Source organism: Streptomyces aquilus (assembly GCF_003955715.1).
GTDB classification, from domain to species: domain Bacteria; phylum Actinomycetota; class Actinomycetes; order Streptomycetales; family Streptomycetaceae; genus Streptomyces; species Streptomyces aquilus.
Genome location: NZ_CP034463.1, coordinates 4232676 through 4249194 on the forward strand (window position 1 = coordinate 4232676; position 16519 = coordinate 4249194).

General features: G+C 69.6%; 14 protein-coding genes and 2 tRNA genes. 10 read left to right on the forward strand and 6 right to left on the reverse strand.

Annotated elements, in window-relative coordinates:
* Positions 1 to 6: 6 nt before the first annotated feature.
* Positions 7 to 1392 carry an amidase gene (locus tag EJC51_RS19415; RefSeq protein WP_126272250.1) on the forward strand — a complete coding sequence of 462 codons (1386 nt, stop codon included), beginning with the start codon at positions 7 to 9 and terminating at the stop codon, positions 1390 to 1392.
* Here the strand turns inward: EJC51_RS19415 and EJC51_RS19420 are convergent.
* On the reverse strand, positions 1373 to 1867 hold the full coding sequence (locus EJC51_RS19420; RefSeq protein WP_165951158.1) for a DUF3830 family protein: 495 nt from the start codon (positions 1865 to 1867) through the stop codon (positions 1373 to 1375). The two genes, EJC51_RS19415 and EJC51_RS19420, sit on opposite strands and share 20 nt — an antisense overlap.
* 47 nt (positions 1868 to 1914) lie before the next feature.
* Between EJC51_RS19420 and ehuB the strand changes: the two genes are divergently transcribed.
* The 6 genes from ehuB to EJC51_RS19450 all read left to right on the forward strand — a co-directional run bounded on the left by ehuB (position 1915) and on the right by EJC51_RS19450 (position 6119).
* Complete coding sequence (ehuB, locus tag EJC51_RS19425; protein ID WP_126272252.1) at positions 1915 to 2820, forward strand: ectoine/hydroxyectoine ABC transporter substrate-binding protein EhuB; 906 nt, start codon at positions 1915 to 1917, stop codon at positions 2818 to 2820.
* A complete protein-coding gene (gene ehuC / locus EJC51_RS19430) occupies positions 2817 to 3554 on the forward strand; it encodes an ectoine/hydroxyectoine ABC transporter permease subunit EhuC (protein ID WP_126272253.1) in 738 nt (245 codons plus the stop codon). Before ehuB ends, ehuC begins: the two co-directional genes overlap by 4 nt.
* The gene (gene ehuD / locus EJC51_RS19435) at positions 3551 to 4201 is read left to right on the forward strand and encodes an ectoine/hydroxyectoine ABC transporter permease subunit EhuD (RefSeq protein ID WP_126272254.1); all 651 of its coding nucleotides are present in this window, start codon (positions 3551 to 3553) and stop codon (positions 4199 to 4201) included. The genes ehuC and ehuD overlap by 4 nt, the downstream gene beginning before the upstream one ends.
* Positions 4191 to 4976, forward strand: a complete 786-nt coding sequence (ehuA, locus tag EJC51_RS19440) for an ectoine/hydroxyectoine ABC transporter ATP-binding protein EhuA (RefSeq protein ID WP_244362737.1) — start codon at positions 4191 to 4193, stop codon at positions 4974 to 4976. Before ehuD ends, ehuA begins: the two co-directional genes overlap by 11 nt.
* Before the next feature lie 219 nt (positions 4977 to 5195).
* Positions 5196 to 5954, forward strand: a complete 759-nt coding sequence (locus tag EJC51_RS19445; RefSeq protein ID WP_126272255.1) for an IclR family transcriptional regulator — start codon at positions 5196 to 5198, stop codon at positions 5952 to 5954.
* 91 nt (positions 5955 to 6045) lie between these two features.
* A tRNA-Lys gene (locus tag EJC51_RS19450) sits at positions 6046 to 6119 on the forward strand.
* Here EJC51_RS19450 and EJC51_RS19455 read toward each other — a convergent pair.
* The 5 genes from EJC51_RS19455 to EJC51_RS19475 all read right to left on the reverse strand — a co-directional run bounded on the left by EJC51_RS19455 (position 6085) and on the right by EJC51_RS19475 (position 11795).
* Positions 6085 to 7746 (reverse strand): long-chain-fatty-acid--CoA ligase, encoded by a 1662-nt coding sequence (locus EJC51_RS19455; protein WP_126272256.1) that lies wholly within the window; start codon positions 7744 to 7746, stop codon positions 6085 to 6087. The genes EJC51_RS19450 and EJC51_RS19455 overlap by 35 nt on opposite strands.
* Before the next feature lie 43 nt (positions 7747 to 7789).
* Positions 7790 to 8311, reverse strand: coding sequence for a DUF3592 domain-containing protein (locus EJC51_RS19460; protein ID WP_244362739.1), 522 nt, complete (start codon positions 8309 to 8311; stop codon positions 7790 to 7792).
* Between the two features lie 111 nt (positions 8312 to 8422).
* Positions 8423 to 9028 (reverse strand): lytic polysaccharide monooxygenase auxiliary activity family 9 protein, encoded by a 606-nt coding sequence (locus EJC51_RS19465; protein ID WP_126272257.1) that lies wholly within the window; start codon positions 9026 to 9028, stop codon positions 8423 to 8425.
* A gap of 147 nt (positions 9029 to 9175) precedes the next feature.
* Positions 9176 to 10312 carry an SPFH domain-containing protein gene (locus EJC51_RS19470; RefSeq protein ID WP_126272258.1) on the reverse strand — a complete coding sequence of 379 codons (1137 nt, stop codon included), beginning with the start codon at positions 10310 to 10312 and terminating at the stop codon, positions 9176 to 9178.
* A 175-nt stretch (positions 10313 to 10487) separates the two neighbouring features.
* Entirely contained in the window at positions 10488 to 11795 is a 1308-nt protein-coding gene (locus EJC51_RS19475; RefSeq protein WP_126272259.1) for a peptidoglycan-binding protein, read from the reverse strand.
* A gap of 186 nt (positions 11796 to 11981) precedes the next feature.
* Here EJC51_RS19475 and EJC51_RS19480 point away from each other — a divergent pair.
* From EJC51_RS19480 to glxA, 3 genes are all read left to right on the forward strand, one after another.
* A tRNA-Lys gene (locus tag EJC51_RS19480) sits at positions 11982 to 12055 on the forward strand.
* A gap of 484 nt (positions 12056 to 12539) precedes the next feature.
* Positions 12540 to 14543 carry a glycosyltransferase family 2 protein gene (locus EJC51_RS19485; protein ID WP_126272260.1) on the forward strand — a complete coding sequence of 668 codons (2004 nt, stop codon included), beginning with the start codon at positions 12540 to 12542 and terminating at the stop codon, positions 14541 to 14543.
* Complete coding sequence (gene glxA / locus EJC51_RS19490; RefSeq protein ID WP_126272261.1) at positions 14540 to 16477, forward strand: radical copper oxidase GlxA; 1938 nt, start codon at positions 14540 to 14542, stop codon at positions 16475 to 16477. Before EJC51_RS19485 ends, glxA begins: the two co-directional genes overlap by 4 nt.
* Positions 16478 to 16519: the final 42 nt, after the last annotated feature.

Below are 16519 nucleotides of genomic sequence, written 5' to 3' on the forward strand. Positions count from 1 at the left end.
GTGTGCATGAGGGACCTCACCGCACTCGGCGCCGTGGAGCTCGTCGAGGGGTACCGCAAGGGCGAGTTCAGCCCCGTGGAGGTGACCCGGGCGGCGCTGGAGCGGGCCGAGGAGATCCAGCCGGAGGTCAACGCGTTCGTGCGGCTGACCGCCGAGGAGGCGCTCGCGCGGGCGCGGGAGTCGGCGGACCGCTGGCGGCGCGGTGCGCCCGCCGGGCTGGTGGACGGGGTCCCGGTCACGGTGAAGGACATCCTGCTGATGCGCGGGTCGCCGACCCTGAAGGGGTCGAAGGCGCTGTCGGAGCAGGGTGGTTGGGACGAGGACGCGCCGTCCGTCGCCCGGCTCCGGGAGCAGGGTGCCGTGTTCCTCGGCAAGACCACGACCCCGGAGTTCGGCTGGAAGGGCGTCACGGACTCGCCGCTGTCCGGCGTCACCCGCAACCCGCACGACCCCACCCGCACCGCGGGCGGCTCCAGCGGCGGCGCCGCGGCGGCCGTGGCCCTCGGCGCGGGCCCGCTCGCCCTCGGCACGGACGGAGGCGGCAGCGTCCGTATCCCGGCCGCGTTCTGCGGGATCTTCGCGCTGAAACCGACGTACGGCAGGGTGCCGCTGTACCCGGCGAGCGCGTTCGGCACCCTCGCCCATGTCGGGCCGATGACCCGCGACGCGGCGGACGCGGCGCTGATGCTGGACGTCATCGGGGCACCGGACGCCCGGGACTGGTCGGCGCAGGGGCCAAGTGCCGTGTCCTACCGGGACGTTCTCCACGGGGGCGTCCGTGGTCTGCGCATCGCCTACTCCCCCTCCTTCGGCGGGCAGGTCCGGGTGCAGCCGGGCGTCGCGGCGGCGGTCCGGCGCGGTGTCGAGGAGTTGGCGCGGCTCGGTGCCTATGTCGAGGAGGCCGACCCCGACTTCGCCGACCCGGTGGACGCCTTCCACACCCTGTGGTTCAGCGGGGCGGCCCGGGTGACCCAGCAGTTCGGGCCGCGCGAGCGGGAGTTGCTCGATCCCGGGCTGCGGGAGATCTGCGGGCTCGGGGCGCGGTACAGCGCGCTGGACTATCTCGCCGCCGTCGATGTCCGCATGGACCTCGGCCGCCGGATGGGCCGCTTCCACGAGTCGTACGACCTGCTGGTGACGCCCACCCTGCCGGTCACGGCGTTCGAGGCGGGCGCCGAGGTGCCGAAGGGCTCGGCGTATCGGCGGTGGACGGGGTGGACGCCGTTCACCTACCCGTTCAACCTGACCCAGCAGCCGGCCGCGTCCGTCCCGGTGGGGGTGGACGGCGACGGGCTGCCGGTGGGACTCCAGATCGTGGCCGCCCGGCACCGGGACGATCTGGTGCTGCGGGCGGCGCACGCCCTGGACGGGTTCACGCCCGCCGGAAACTGAGGGTCTCCCCCAGCGCTCCCGACCGCCACAGGTCGTTGCAGCCCTCGGCCAGCGTCTCCAGCCCGTCCACCACCTGCCCCCACACGATGCCGGGCACCCAGCCCACATCGCCGTTGAGCAGCAGGTTGTTGCGTTCGTAGAACAGGGCCAGGTCGACGACCGTGGTCCCGGCGCGGACCTCGCGGTCGTAGCCGTAGGACTTGGTGCCCAGCTCGGTGCCGGCGAAGGAGAAGTAGCAGAGGTCGCCGGGAATGGGGGTGACGGTGGGGTTCTCCAGGGGAGGTTCCGTGGAGGCGAAGGGTGGGAAGAGGGCGTAGATCTCGTTGCGGGCGTACTTCGCGTGGTAGACGTCACCGGCGAGCGGGAGCGCTTCCCAGACAGCCGCGCAGGTCAGAGGCGCGCGGTCGTCCAGCAGCTTTGCCGTGACGCTGATTCCCCGCTTGACCAGCGAGACTTCTATGTAACGGTCAGCCATGCACTCCATGGTGCATACATCGCATGCGGTCGGGTAGCCGCGCCGCCATGGCTCCACCAACAGGGAACGAGAAACACACACCCGGAACCACCCGCCGATCGCTGCTCGCGGGGGTGGCGGCGCTCGGTGCGCTGGGGGCCGCCGGCTGCACGCGGGTGGCCACGGCCTCGACGACGGCCGGCGGTGATCTGCTGGATCGGATGCGGGCGGCGGGGGTGGTACGGCTCGGTATCGCCGGTGAGATCCCGTTCGGCTACATCGACAAGAACGGCGAGCTGACCGGCGAGGCGCCCGAGCTGGCCAAGGCGATCTTCAAACGGCTGGGGGTGGACCGGGTCCAGCCGGTGCCGACCGAGTTCGGCTCGCTCATCCCGGGTCTCAACTCCCAGCAGTTCGACGTCGTCGCCGCCGGGATGTACGTCAACCCCGAGCGCTGTGAGCAGGTCATCTTCGCCGACCCGGACTACCAGATGCTCGACTCGTTCATCGTCCGCAAGGGCAACCCCAAGGGGCTGCACACCTACCAGGACGTCGTCGAGAAGAAGGCCAAGTTCGCCACCGGGACCGGGTACGCGGAGATCCAGTACGCCGTGGACGCGGGGTACAAGGAGAGCGACATCCTGATCGTGCCGGACCAGGTCGCCGGGCTGAACGCCGTGGAGGCGGGCCGGGCCGACGTGTTCGCCGGTACGGCGCTCACCACCCGTGAGGTGGTGAAGAAGTCGGCCAAGGCCGAGGCCACCAAGGCCTTCGCGCCGCTCGTGGACGGCAAACCGCATGTGGACGGCGGCGCGTTCGCCTTCCGGCCCACCGAGACCAGGCTGCGGGACGCGTTCAACGTCGAGTTGCGCAAGCTCAAGAAGAGCGGGGAGCTGTTCCGCATCCTCAAGCCCTTCGGGTTCACGGAAGCCGAGATGACGGACCTCACGGCGAAGGAGCTCTGCGGCGGATGACTTCAGGACTCTGGGAGCTGGTCCTCAAGGGCGTGTGGGTCACCCTCCAACTGCTCTTCCTGAGCGCGCTGCTGGCGGGTGCCGTCTCCTTCGTGGTCGGCATCGCGCGCACCCACCGGCTGTGGATCGTGCGCTTCCTCGCGGGCTTCTACACCGAGGTGTTCCGCGGGACCTCGGCCCTCGTCATGATCTTCTGGGTGTTCTTCGTGCTGCCGCCCGCGTTCGGCTGGCAGCTGGTCCCGCTGTGGGCGGGCACGCTGGCGCTCGGGCTGACGTACGGCGCCTACGGCTCGGAGATCGTGCGCGGGGCCCTCACCGCGGTCGATCCGGCGCAGCAGGAGGGCGGGATCGCGCTCAGCTTCACGCCCTGGCAGCGGCTGAGGCTGATCCTGCTGCCGCAGGCGGTGCCGGAGATGATCCCGCCGTTCTCCAACCTGCTGATCGAGCTGCTCAAGGGCACCGCCCTGGTGTCGATCATGGGCATGGGTGACCTGGCGTTCAGCGGCAACCTGGTACGGCTGGCGCTCCAGGAGAGCGCCGAGATCTACACGTATCTGCTGGTCATCTACTTCGTGATCGCCTTCGCCCTCACCCGGGTGATGCGCGGTCTGGAGAAGAGGCTGAAGGCGGGCGTCGGCAAGGCTCCGTCGCGTGGGTCGTCCCCGCAGCAGGAGCTCAAGCGCGCCGAGACGACCGGCGTCGGCGCCTCGTCCTCGGGAGGTGTTCTCGGATGAAGTGGGACTGGGGAGCGGTCGGCGACTTCATGCCGCAGTTCTGGGACGGTCTGCTGGTCACCCTTCAGGCGCTGGCCCTCGGCTCGGTGATCTCCTTCGTGCTCGGCCTGGTGTGGGCGCTGCTGATGCGGGCGCCGACCCGGTGGGTGACCTGGCCGGTGGGCGCGGTCACCGAGTTCGTGCGGAACACGCCGCTGCTGGTGCAGCTGTTCTTCCTCTTCTACGTGCTGCCCGAGTGGGGCTTCACGTTCTCCGCGCTGACCACCGGCGTCTTCGCGATCGGCCTGCACTACTCGACGTACACCATGCAGGTCTACCGGGCCGGCATCGAGGCGGTGCCCGCCGGTCAGTGGGAGGCCGCGACGGCGCTGAACCTGCCGGTCGCCCGGACCTGGCGGGTGGTGATCCTGCCGCAGGCGATCCGCCGGGTGGTCCCCGCGCTCGGCAACTACGTGATCGCGATGCTCAAGGACACGCCGCTGCTGATGGCGATCACCGTCCTCGACATGCTCGGGCAGGCGCGGCTCTTCTCCCAGGAGCACTTCCAGTTCACCGAGCCCCTGACCGTGATCGGCGTGGCCTTCATCCTCATCTCCTATCTGGCCTCCCTCCTCATGCGAGCCCTGGAGCGACGTCTTGTCCACTGACATACAGCCCGAGAACAGCCCCCTCGACCAGCGCGGTACCGGCGAGCTGATCCGGCTCGACCAGGTCACCAAGCGGTTCGGCGACAACACCGTCCTCGACCACCTCGACTTCTCCGTCGAGGCCGGCAAGCACGTCACGCTCATCGGGCCGTCCGGATCGGGCAAGACCACGATCCTGCGGCTGCTGATGACCCTGACCAAGCCGGACGAGGGCACCATCACCGTCGACGGACAGCGCCTCTTCCCGGCCTCCGACAAGGAGGTCCGCGAGGTCCGCAAGAAGATCGGCATGGTCTTCCAGCAGTTCAACCTGTTCCCGAACATGCCGGTGCTGAGAAACATCACCGAGGCCCCGGTCACGGTGCTCGGCCTGCCCAAGGACGAGGCGGAGGAGCGCGCCCGCGAGCTGCTCGACCTGGTGGGGCTGGCCGACAAGTGCGACGCCTACCCGGCGCAGCTGTCCGGTGGGCAGCAGCAGCGGGTCGCGATCGCGCGGGCGCTGGCGATGCGGCCGCAGGTGCTGCTGCTCGACGAGGTGACCTCCGCGCTGGACCCGGAGCTGGTCGCGGGCGTCCTCGACGTGCTGCGGGACATCGCCCGCAGCACCGACATCACGATGCTCTGTGTGACGCACGAGATGAACTTCGCCCGGGACATCTCGGACCAGGTCCTGATGTTCGACTCGGGACGGATCATCGAGGCCGGGGCGCCGGAGAAGATCTTCAGCGAGCCGGAGCAGGACCGTACCCGGGAATTCCTGAGCGCGGTTCTCTGACCAAAGGTCAACTACACCTTGTGAAGGCGTCGATGCACGAGGTAGGGGCGCTGGGTCTTGACTTTGGCATATGCCAGTGGGTCAGCGCCCCTGCTGAGAGGGATGGAATCTCGTCAACAGGCCCTCACTTCAAGCCTCTTGCCCGTTATCGTGGTAGGGATCGCTGTCCGGATTACGGCCCAACTGTAGAGCGACTTAGCGAGCGCAGGGGGAACCACCGTGGCGCTGAAGCACGAGCCGACCGCGCCGTACCACTCCGCCCAGGACGCGCTGCGCGTCCTGGAGGCGGTGGCGCGGCACACCACCGGAATCACCGACGCCCAGCTCTCCCGGCACACCAGCATCGACCCGGAGCGGCTGACCACCCTCCTTCGTATGCTGCGCCGCGAGGGGTACGTCGAGCAGGTCGCCGACGGCGCGTATGTCACGGGCGACGCCCTGACCCGCCTCGGCTCCGCCCATGACCGTGACCAGGCGCTGCGCGAGACGCTCCAGCGGACGCTGGACCGGCTGCGCGACTCGGTCGGCGCGGCCGTGTACCTGAGCCGGTACGTGGACGGAGAGGTGCGGATCGCCCAGTACGCCGACGGGCCGACGATGCCGGTGGTGAACGAGTGGGTGGACTTCCGCTACTCGGCGCACGCCACGGCGATCGGCAAGAGCCTGCTGGGCCAGCTCGACCACAACAGCCGGCGTGACCATCTCTCCCGGCACAAGATGGCCCGCCTCACCTCCCGGACCATCACCAGCGACAGGCTCCTGCTGTCCCGTCTGGAGTCCCAGCCGCCCACCGTCCCCCACCTCGACCTCCAGGAGTACGCGGTGGGCACGGTCTGCGCGGCCGTCCCCATCACCGCCGGATCGTCGGTGGGCTGCCTGGCCCTCTCGCTCCCGGTCGAGCACGCCCACCGGCTCCGTCAGGCGGCGGACGCCCTGAACCGCAACGCGGCCCCGGTCCTGCTCAGCCTGGCCATCTGAGCCCCCTACCCACCGGTGGTCAGAAGCACCCCTCTGGACCAGGTAGTATTTTCTCTGTCGCCAGCCGCCGAAGGCGGAGGGCGAGAGTCATGCGCCGCTAGCTCAGTTGGTTAGAGCAGCTGACTCTTAATCAGCGGGTCCGGGGTTCGAGTCCCTGGCGGCGCACTCTTGAAGGGCCTCTCGTGGGAGCGAGGGGCCCTTCGATGTTGTGCAGGTCGTCTCGGGTCAGTCGGCGGTACGTCGGCTCGCCCGGTGGGCGCCACCACACCGGGTCCTCGCAGTGGACGCCCTCCCGTCTCAGCAGGGCTCGGTGGATCTTGTTCGTGGCCGTCACCGGCATCCGGTCCACCACCCGTACGAAACGGGGTGCCATCTTCGTGCCCAGGTCGGGCTGGGCGGACAGGAAGGCCGTGAAGCCCGACGCCTCGAAGCTTCCCGCCAGCGCCGCCATCACCTGGTCCCCGGTCACCGGGTCCGGCACCGCGTACACGGCGACGGCGCCGGCCCCCTCGTAGCGCGCGAGGATGTTCTCGATCATCGCGGCGGCCAGGTTCTCCCCGTCCACCCGGATGCGGTCGTCCGCCCGGCCCGCGAAGTACAGGAAACCGTCGGCGTCCCGACAGAACAGGTCGCCGGTCCAGTACCAGCCGTTCCGCCGCCGCTCCTGCTCAGCCTCCGTGTTGCGCCAGTAGCCCTCGAAGGGGTTCGGGGCCCGGTTGACCAGCTCCCCTATCGCCTCGTCCCCGTTCAGCAGCCGCCCCGCCGCGTCGAACTCCGCCGCCGGGCACTCGGCCCGCGTCTCCGGGTCGAGGACGACGAGCCCCGGCCCCGCCCGCCCCACCGCCCCGGCCGGCGTCCCCGGCGACCACTGCACCGCCGCCCCGCCCTCCGACGACCCGTACCCCTCCACCAGCCGCACCCCGAACCGCCGTTCGAAGGCCGCCGCGTCCACCGCCCCCGCCTCCGTGCCGAAGCCCGTCCGGAGCGGGTTGTCCCGGTCGTCCTCGCGCTCCTCGGTCGCCAGGACGTACTGCACGGCCCGGCCCACGTACGTGAAGTACGTCGCCCCGTACCGCCGTACGTCCCCCAGGAACCCCGACGCCGAGAACCGCCGCCGCAGCGCGACCCCCGCCCCCGCCGCGAGCGCGGGCGCCCAGTCGGCGATCACCGCGTTGCCGTGGAACATCGGCATGCAGACGTAGTGCACGTCGTCCGCGCCGACACCGAACTGGTCCGCGAGTGAACGCCCCGCCGCCGCCAGGCGGCCCTGGGAGCAGATCGCGGCCTTCGGGGCGCCCGTCGAGCCCGAGGTGAAGTAGAGGAGGAGGCGGTCGCGCGGGCCGGCCCGGGAGGGGTCGGGGCGGGCGCCCGCGTACGGGGCGAGCAGGGCCTCGTACTCCTCGGAGTCGGTCAACAGCACGCGTACGCCAGGGAGTTCGAGGCCCGTCAGGAGCGGTTCGTACGTCCGGTCCGTGATCAGGAGGCGGCACTCGGTGTGCAGGATGTCCCGGGCCAGTTCGGGGCCGCGGCGGGTGGGGTTGATGCCGGCGACGGCGGTACGGGCGAGGGCCGCCGCGCTCAACCACAGCGGATATTCAGGGGTGTTGTCGAGCAGCACGCCGATGTGCGCGCCACCGGACGGGAGCAGGTCGGCCAGCAGCGCCGCCCGGGCCGCCGCGCCCGCCGCCACCTCGTGATGGGTGAGCGTCCGCTCCTCGAACCACAGGCCGGGCCGATGGTCTCCCCACCGCGCCGCGACGAGCTCCGCGACCGTGCACGCCTTGGACTCCATGGCCGCGCACGGTAGCTGACGGGTCCTCAGATGGGGAGGGTCGTCACGGGGTCATCGTCACGCCGTCGACGACGACCGTGTTGGTCGTGTCGCCCCCGTCGTCGCCGAAGCCGAAGCCGAACTCGTCCGACATCTGGTTGAACGTGATCATGAAGGCGATGCAGAAGCCCGCGACCACCCCCAGGAACGCCAGCACACCGATCATGGACGCGGCGAGCGCGGTCCGGCGCGGGGCCTTGGCCGTGGCGATGACGGTGGCGCCCTCGGCGTAGTACACGGTGACGAAGTCGCCCTCCAGGACCGTCCCCGGGCCGTCCTCCTCCTCGAAGCGGACGGCACGGCCGTCGCGGGCGGTGAACTCGTAGACGTGGTGCAGCGTCGTACTCACCGACGTGTCGCCACCGCCGCCGTGGGTCGTCGTGTACACCCGCAGACAGCGCGCCTCGGCCGTCAGCCCGCTGTTCCACGCCCGGCGCAGCTGTATCGCGCGGCGCAGCAGGCGGTACGCGAGGAACAGGACCAGCGCCAGGATGATGCTGGGTACGAGGTAGAAGAAGAGCTCCATGGTGCTTCCCCCGAGGTCGGATACTGCTCCTCAGCGCCGACATGGTCATGACGACGTGGAGGGAACCTACCCCGGGGGAGAGCCGGCCCGGCTCAAGCAAGGCTCAGAGAATCAGAACGTGACGTCCGAGCAGGCGTAGAACGCGTTGCCGGTGTCGGCGATCGTCCACACCGCGAGGATCACGTGGTGACCGCTCAGCCCGGACGGCAGGGTGCCGCTGTGGGAGAGGGTGGACGGCGGGCGCTGACCGTTGTAGGGGACGGTCAGGAACGGGGTGAGGTTGAGGTCGGAGCGGGCCAGGTTGTGGTTCTGGTTCCAGCCCGGCTTGGTGACGTAGTACTTGAAGTCGGTGGTGGCGTGCATGGCGGTGAACTGCCAGCGGAACGTGTAGCTCTGCCCGCCCGTCACCTTCGTCGTCGGCCAGGCGCCGCCCGACGGCTTGGTGGGCGAGCTGAGCTGGCTGAAGCGGCTCACGCCGCCGTTGCACAGCTGTCCGTCGGCCGGTCCGGAGCCGGGGAAGCCCTTGGGGCCCTCGACGCTCTGCGGCTCCCACTGGATGTCGCCGCAGTTCGTCACGGTGCCGTTCTGGCAGAGCTTCTGCCTGCTGATGGGGAGGTCGGTGTAGCCGTGGCCGCTGGCGCCGCCGGAGGAGAGCACGAGGGCTCCGGCCGTGCTGAGGCCCAGCACGGCGGCGTACCACTTGGTCTTTTTACGCATGCTGCCGCTCCCTGGAGAACGTGGGGAAGTTCAGTGAGGCGGTTCAGTGAGGCGTGCAGGTCTAGACCAAGTCCCAGATTATTGCCGCCGCTTGAACATGTCCATACCAATCGGCGGACCTGTTCGACGGGTCGGCTCAGACGCCCGTCACGCCCCCTGCTCCCCCCGCCCCGCGCAGAACGCCACCGTCAAGTCCTTGACCAGTGCCTTGCGTTCGTAGTCGTCCAGCTCCACCAGACCGCGCATGGTCAGCCGGGTCACCGTGTCCTCCACCGAGTCCACGACCGACGTCAGCACGCTCGCCCGGTGCTGGGCGTCCAGCGCGGCGATCCGGCGGCGGTGCATCGCGGCGGCGACCTCGGGGGCGTACTCCACCCGCACCGGCTGCACCGAGAACACCTCAAGACCCACCGGCGCCGCGTCCGTCGCGACCAGCCGGGTCAGCGCCTCGGTGGCCGCGTCGACGGACGCCCGCGCCGAACCCGGCAGCTCCACCGGCACCCGCGCCAGCGCCGCCTCCACGCACTCGCGCAGATAGCTCTCGTGGTCCTCGACGCCCAGCGTGGCCCGCGCGGTGTCCCGCACCCGCCACACCACGAGCACGACCACCCGCAGCGCGACCCCGTTGCCGTCCGCGGCCGGCATCGGCTCACTGCGCCAGTGCCGCAGCCGTACGTCGACCCGGCGGCGCAGCAGCAGGGGGTTGACCCACATCAGCCCGGTGCGCCGGACCGTGCCCCGGTAGCGGCCGAACAGCCCGAGCACCCAGGCCCGCCCGGTCCGCCCGCGGGCCAGCCCGCCGAACCCGAAGAGACCGAGGGCACCCGCGCCCGCGTACGCCGCCCACTGCACCGGACCGAGGCCGGCGCCCGCGTACTCCGGCAGCCGCAGCGCCTCCACCGCGAGCGTCGGCAGCGCGCCCGCCCACCAGGAGGTGGCCACGCAGCCGGCCACCCCGCAGGTACCGGCGAGCACCCCGGCCGAGCCCGGCAGCACCCGCGCCGGGCGTTCGACCAGCTCGGGGTCGACCTGGGGGGCGGGGCGCGGCGCGGGCCGGCCCGGGCGCCGGAAGCGGGGCTGCTCGCCGGTGCCCTGGCGGCGTCCGACGACGGCGGGGCTGAGCGGGACGGCCCCGGTCTCGGGGTCGTCGCGGAACAGCAGATGAACGGGGATCTCGGTGGTCGCCTCGTTCTGGATGAGCCGGGCCGGCCGGGCGACCGGGGTGGTCTCGGTCGCCGGCCCCTCGGGTTCTTCCGTGGATGGGGATGGTGTGGTGGTGCTCATGCGTGCCTCCAGCCTCCGCGCCAGATGCGTCATGACAGTGGATGGGTGTTGCGGAATGCGGGTTACGTGGTGCGGCTTGCGTCCTGCGGGTCGCGTGGTGCGGCTTGCTTCCTGCGGGTCGCGTCGTGCGGCTTACGTCGTCCGGGTCACGAGGTGCGGCTTGCGCCGCTGCGGGTCACTTGAAGAGCCGCCGCCAGGTCTCCGGGCCCGGATAGCCGTCCGCCGCGCCGCCCCGCCAGCCCTGGGCGCGCTGGAAGGCCTCCACGGCCCGTCGGTCCGCCTCGCCCCAGCGGGGGCCGGGACCCGTCGTGTAGTACTTGCCGAACCCCTTCTTCACCAGCTGCCTGCCGAGCAGGGTGACGTCCTTGTTGTTCGCGCCGGGCCGGAAGGCCGCCCGCCCCGGATAGCCGGGCACCCCGTGCGAGGAGGGTGCCGGCGGCCCCGCCGCGCCCGTACGGATGTCGTTGCCCTTGCCCGTCACCAGCAGCGCCCAGGTCTGCGCCCCCGGCAGCCCGTCGGCGTCCCGGCCGGTCCAGCCCTGCGCCTGCTGGAAGGCCTGGGTGGCCCGCCGGTCGGTGTCCGTCCAGCGGGGTCCCGGGCCGGAGGCGTAGAAGCGGGCGGCGCCGCGCTCGACGAGCATGCGGCCCAGCTGGGTGACGTACTTGTTGTTGGCGCCGGGACCGAAGTACGCGGCGCCGGGGAACGGCACGTCGAGCGGCTCGGCCGGCTTGTCGCCGCCGGCCGCGCCGGCCACCAGGCCCTTGTAGCGGTAGGCGGTGTAGCGGGCCGAGTTGCTCCAGTACGCGTACGGGGTGGCCTGCTTGCGGGCGCGCGGGCGGGTCTCCTCGTAGGCGATGTAGTAGGTGTGCGTGTAGTCGGTCCAGCCGCCGAAGAGGACGACGTGCGAGCCCTTCTCGGGGTCGGCCGGATTGTGGAACAGCAGGATGTCGCCGGGCTGGAGGTCGTCCTTGGCGATCCGGACGCCGTACTGGTCGAGGCTGCCGGTCCATTCGTTGCCGGGCAGGCTCCAGGCCATGGAGACGAAGCCGGAGCAGTCCTGCCGGTAACCGTCGGACCAGTACTCGGTCATGCTGTACGGCACCTGCGCGGCGACCCAGGTCTTGGCCCGCTTGATGATCGCGGCGCGGGTGGTGGCGGGGGTCTGGATGCCGGCGGGTTTGCCGCCGGGGCCGTGCAGCGGGGCCTTGCCGCCCTGGGGGGTGTCGGGTTCGTCACCTGCGGGAACGGTGGGGCGGTCGGGGTGGCCGGGGGCGTGGGGGGCGGCGAAGGCGGGGGCGGCCTGGGTCACGGCGACCGCCGCGGTGGCCGTCGCGGCGAGGACGACGGCTCGGTGGGCGGCCGGGTGGCGGCCGGTACGGGAATGCGGCAGTACGCGCCTCCAGTGAACGCATCCGGGGCAGTCGCAGTCGCTCGCGGGATCGAACTCCTCGAACGCCGGTTCGTCGAATCCCGGAGTCTCCATGCGATTCCCCTCACACTCCAGATGGAAATGTCCGCGACTGTGCACATTCGTCAGTTTCTCAACTGTCTTCCGGACGCGCATGTTGACGGTCCGAATGATGTACGCGGCCGACTCCGCCCCAGGTGGGAGCCCTCGCGATGGTCAGGAGCACCCTCCGGCGTCCGGTAGAGTTCTCCGGGTCAGCAGGCGCCGCTAGCTCAGTTGGTTAGAGCAGCTGACTCTTAATCAGCGGGTCCGGGGTTCGAGTCCCTGGCGGCGCACAGACGAGCAGGAAGCCCTCCGCGCGAGCGGGGGGCTTCCGCTTTTGCACCCTGCCGCCCGCTTGAACCGGACGGACTCATGGACCGTATGGATCGGAAACATTTCGCCCACCACTGTCCACAACGGCTCCACACCCTCCCCACAGGGGCCACAATGAACGCGTATGACCGGTAAACACCGCGTTTCGCATCTTGCGATCATGACTGGCACCGTAGAAACCTGGTCCTTCAAGATGCTGCGGATTCGCGGCAGTTGGGGGGTAGGGAGCCGGTTGCCGACGTTGACGGGGTGAGGGACCCCGTTTCATAAGGAGATGCCGAGGGGGGCATCATGCAACCGGAAGGTCGCGGTTCCATGTCTATGGGTGTGGAGAATGTGGTGACTGCGGCCCACCACTGATACGCCTGTGAAGGTCGAGGGGGACTCGATCAGGCGTAAGGAACCGACAAAGCACGCGATGGTTCGCGTGTGGGGGGATGACTCATGACGTCGACGCCGACGGGCGCCCGGCCGGACTTCGACCCGTCTCAAACCACCCAGCTCAGGGTGGCCTCACAAACCCGGACGGGTACGTTTCGCCGGATCAAGAAGACGCTGCCGAAGTACGACTACGAGCACTACAGCCGACTCGCCGGCCCCCTCACCCAGCCGGATCCGAGCAAGCCGTACAAGGTGCAGTACCGCTCGCTGATCTCCCAGGAGCCGCATCGCATACGAGTCGCCCTGATGCTGGCCGCCGCGCCGGTGCTCTCCCTCGTCCTGCTGTTCTGGCTGCTCCAGCCCGAGCACTGGACCGAACGCGACTACCCCGCCTTCGACTTCCTGCCGGCCCTCGACATCGTCATGCTCGTCTCGATCGGCCTGATCGAGTTCTTCCGCTGCATGAACGTGCTGTCGAACGCGCACGCCACCCTGGTCGCCCGCGACCCCATCCCGGTGGTACCCGAGACCGGCACCAGAGTCGCCTTCCTGACCTCCTTCGTGCCCGGCAAGGAGCCGCTGGAGATGGTGACGAAGACCCTGGAGGCGGCGGTCAAGCTGCGCCACCGGGGCCTTCTGCACGTCTGGCTCCTCGACGAGGGCGACGACCCCGAGGTCAAGGAGGTCTGCGCCCGGCTCGGCGTGCACCACTTCTCCCGCAAGGGCGTCGCGCAGTGGAACCAGGCCAAGGGCCCGCACCGCGCCAAGACCAAGCACGGCAACTACAACGCCTGGCTGGACGCGCACGGCGACGACTACGACTACTTCGCCTCCGTCGACACCGACCACGTGCCGCTGCCCAACTACCTGGAGCGGATGCTCGGCTTCTTCCGCGACCCGGACATCGGCTTCGTCATCGGCCCGCAGGTCTACGGCAACTACGACAACTTCGTCACCAAGGCCGCCGAGTCCCAGCAGTTCCTCTTCCACGCCCTCATCCAGCGGGCCGGGAACTACTACGGCTCCCCGATGTTCGTCGGCACGTCAAACGCCGTACGGATCTCGGCGCTCAAGCAGATCGGCGGCCTGTACGACTCGATCACCGAGGACATGGCGACCGGCTTCGAGATCCACCGCCACAAGAACCCGGCGACGGGCCGCAAGTGGCGCTCGGTCTACACGCCGGACGTGCTGGCCGTCGGTGAGGGCCCCAGCGCCTGGACGGACTTCTTCACCCAGCAGATGCGCTGGTCGCGAGGGACGTACGAGACGATCCTCAAGCAGTACTGGAAGGGCTGGTTCTCGCTGCCTCCGGGCAAGCTCTTCAACTACACGATGATGATCATCTTCTACCCGATGTCCGCCCTCAACTGGATCCTCGCGGCCATCAGTTGCGCGCTGTTCCTGGGCCTGGGCGCCTCGGGTGTGAACATCGACCCGACCGTGTGGCTGATGCTCTACGGCAACGCCTCCGCGCTCCAGATCGGCCTCTACGTCTGGAACCGCCGCCACAACGTCTCGCCGCACGAGCCCGAGGGCTCCGGCGGTGTGGCCGGCATGGTGATGTCCGCGCTCTCCGCCCCGCTGTACGCCAAGGCCCTGATCGACTCCGCGCTGCGCCGCAAGAGCAAGTTCGTCGTCACCCCCAAGGGCGAGTCGGCCAGCCCCGACCGCTGGTTCGCGACCTTCCGCTACCACTGGTACTTCATCGCGATCTTCGGCGGCTCGATCGGCGCCGGCTTCGTCTACGGCCACTCGCACCCCGCGATGATCACCTGGGCCATCTTCGCCCTGCTGATCACCGCGACCCCGATCTTCGTCTGGCGGCTCACGCTGCGCCAGGAGAGGAAGCGGCCCGCCGCGCAGCCGCAGGACCCGGCGGCCGTGCCGGCGCAGGCGCAGTACCAGCCGCAGCCGCTGCCGACGGCTCCGCACACCCCGGCGCAGAAGCCGACCTGGGCGTCGTCGAACACCGGCAGCACCGGCAACACGAGCAACACCGACAACGGGGGCAACGATCAGACGATGCAGATCGCCCTCGGTGGACTTGGGGGACGTAAGGAATGAACGACCAGGCTGGACGCCGCCGTGCCCGTCGCCTCGCGATCGGCACGGTGGTGGTACTCGCACTGGCCGGGATGAACGGGCCGTGGCTGTACCGCTTCGGCACCGAGAAATACCACCAGTACCAGATCAACAAGCCGGAGTACAAAGCCGAGAACGGCAAGTGGCAAGTCGTCGAGTTCCCCGAGGAGTACCGGCAGAACACCATCCACGCGGCGCTGCTGCGCACCGGCAAGGTGCTGCTCGTCGCGGGCTCCGGCAACAACCAGGACAACTTCGACGCCAAGAAGTTCGACTCCCGGATCTGGGACCCGGTCAAGGGCACCATCAAGAAGGTGCCCACCCCCAGCGACCTGTTCTGCACCGGCCACACCCAGCTCGCCAACGGCAATCTGCTGATCGCGGGCGGCACCAAGCGGTACGAGAAGCTGAAGGGTGACGTCACCAAGGCCGGCGGCCTGATGATCGTCCACAACGAGAACCCGGACAAGCCGATCACCCTGCCCGCCGGCACCAAGTTCACCGGCAAGGAGAACGGCAAGACGTTCGTGTCCAAGGACTCGATCATCGTGCCGCGCGCGAAGAAGAACTTCGACAAGGCGACCGGCAAGTTCCTCGGCAACACCCCCGGTATCTACCGGGTGTACGTGGAGGCGCAGAAGTCCGGCGAGAAGTACGCGACCGGCACCCAGGACAACTACCGCATCCAGGGGCTGACCGGCACCGACGCGCGCAACACCTACGGCATCGCCCAGAAGCTCGCCCTGGACAAGAAGGACTTCCAGGGCATCCGGGACTCCTACGAGTTCGACCCGGTCGCCGAGCGGTACATCAAGGTCGACCCGATGAACGAGGCCCGCTGGTACCCGACGCTCACCACCCTGAGCGACGGCAAGATCCTCAGCGTCTCCGGCCTCGACGACATCGGCCAGCTGGTGCCGGGCAAGAACGAGGTCTTCGACCCGAAGACCAGGAAGTGGACGTACCTCGACAAGACCCGGCAGTTCCCGACGTACCCCGCGCTGTTCCTCATGCAGAACGGCAAGGTCTTCTACTCGGGGTCGAACGCGGGCTACGGACCGGACAACGTCGGCCGTGACCCGGGCATCTGGGACGTCGACACCAACAAGTTCACCAAGCTGCCCGGGCTCAGCGACCCCAAGCTGATGGAGACCTCCGGCACGGTGCTGCTGCCGCCCGCGCAGGACGAGAAGTTCATGGTGGTCGGCGGCGGCGGGGTCGGCGAGTCGGCCAAGTCCAGCAACAAGACCCGGATCATCGACCTGAAGGCCGACAACCCGAAGTTCGTGGACGGCCCCACGCTGGAGAAGGGCACCCGCTACCCGAGCTCCTCGATCCTGCCCGACGACACCGTGCTGGTGTCGGGCGGCTCGGAGGACTACCGCGGGCGCGGCGACTCCAACATCCACCAGGCGCGGCTCTACCACCCGGACACCAACACCTTCGAGAAGGTGGCGGACCCGCTGGTGGGCCGGAACTACCACTCCGGGTCGCTGCTGCTGCCCGACGGCCGGGTGATGTTCTTCGGCTCGGACTCGCTCTACAGCGACAAGGCCAACACCAAGCCGGGCAAGTTCGAGCAGCGCATCGAGATCTACACGCCGCCGTACCTGTACCGGGACTCGCGGCCCTCCCTCTCGGGCGGCCCGCAGACCATCGAGCGCGGCGACTCGGGGACGTTCACCTCCCAGCACGCCTCGACGGTCAGGAAGGTCCGGCTGATCCGGCCGAGCGCCTCCACCCACGTCACCGACGTCGACCAGCGCTCCATCGCGCTGGACTACAAGGTGTCCGGGGACAAGATCACGGTGACGGTGCCGAAGAACAAGAACCTGGTGCAGTCGGGCTGGTACATGCTGTTCGTCGACGACGACCAGGGGACGCCCAGCAAGGCGCAGTGGGTCAAGGTTCCCTAGCCCGCACAGAGTCGAGGGCGCCCACCGGTGATCCGGTGGGCG

Excerpts from the sequence above, each read along its gene's own strand:
- EJC51_RS19415 (WP_126272250.1), top strand. The coding sequence starts at position 7 with ATGAGGGACCTCACCGCACTCGGCGCCGTGGAGCTCGTCGAGGGGTAC.
- EJC51_RS19420 (WP_165951158.1), bottom strand. The coding sequence starts at position 1,867 with ATGGCTGACCGTTACATAGAAGTCTCGCTGGTCAAGCGGGGAATCAGC.
- ehuB (WP_126272252.1), top strand. The coding sequence starts at position 1,915 with ATGGCTCCACCAACAGGGAACGAGAAACACACACCCGGAACCACCCGC.
- ehuC (WP_126272253.1), top strand. The coding sequence starts at position 2,817 with ATGACTTCAGGACTCTGGGAGCTGGTCCTCAAGGGCGTGTGGGTCACC.
- ehuD (WP_126272254.1), top strand. The coding sequence starts at position 3,551 with ATGAAGTGGGACTGGGGAGCGGTCGGCGACTTCATGCCGCAGTTCTGG.
- EJC51_RS19455 (WP_126272256.1), bottom strand. The coding sequence starts at position 7,746 with ATGGAGTCCAAGGCGTGCACGGTCGCGGAGCTCGTCGCGGCGCGGTGG.
- EJC51_RS19460 (WP_244362739.1), bottom strand. The coding sequence starts at position 8,311 with ATGGAGCTCTTCTTCTACCTCGTACCCAGCATCATCCTGGCGCTGGTC.
- EJC51_RS19465 (WP_126272257.1), bottom strand. The coding sequence starts at position 9,028 with ATGCGTAAAAAGACCAAGTGGTACGCCGCCGTGCTGGGCCTCAGCACG.
- EJC51_RS19470 (WP_126272258.1), bottom strand. The coding sequence starts at position 10,312 with ATGAGCACCACCACACCATCCCCATCCACGGAAGAACCCGAGGGGCCG.
- EJC51_RS19475 (WP_126272259.1), bottom strand. The coding sequence starts at position 11,795 with ATGGAGACTCCGGGATTCGACGAACCGGCGTTCGAGGAGTTCGATCCC.
- EJC51_RS19485 (WP_126272260.1), top strand. The coding sequence starts at position 12,540 with ATGACGTCGACGCCGACGGGCGCCCGGCCGGACTTCGACCCGTCTCAA.
- glxA (WP_126272261.1), top strand. The coding sequence starts at position 14,540 with ATGAACGACCAGGCTGGACGCCGCCGTGCCCGTCGCCTCGCGATCGGC.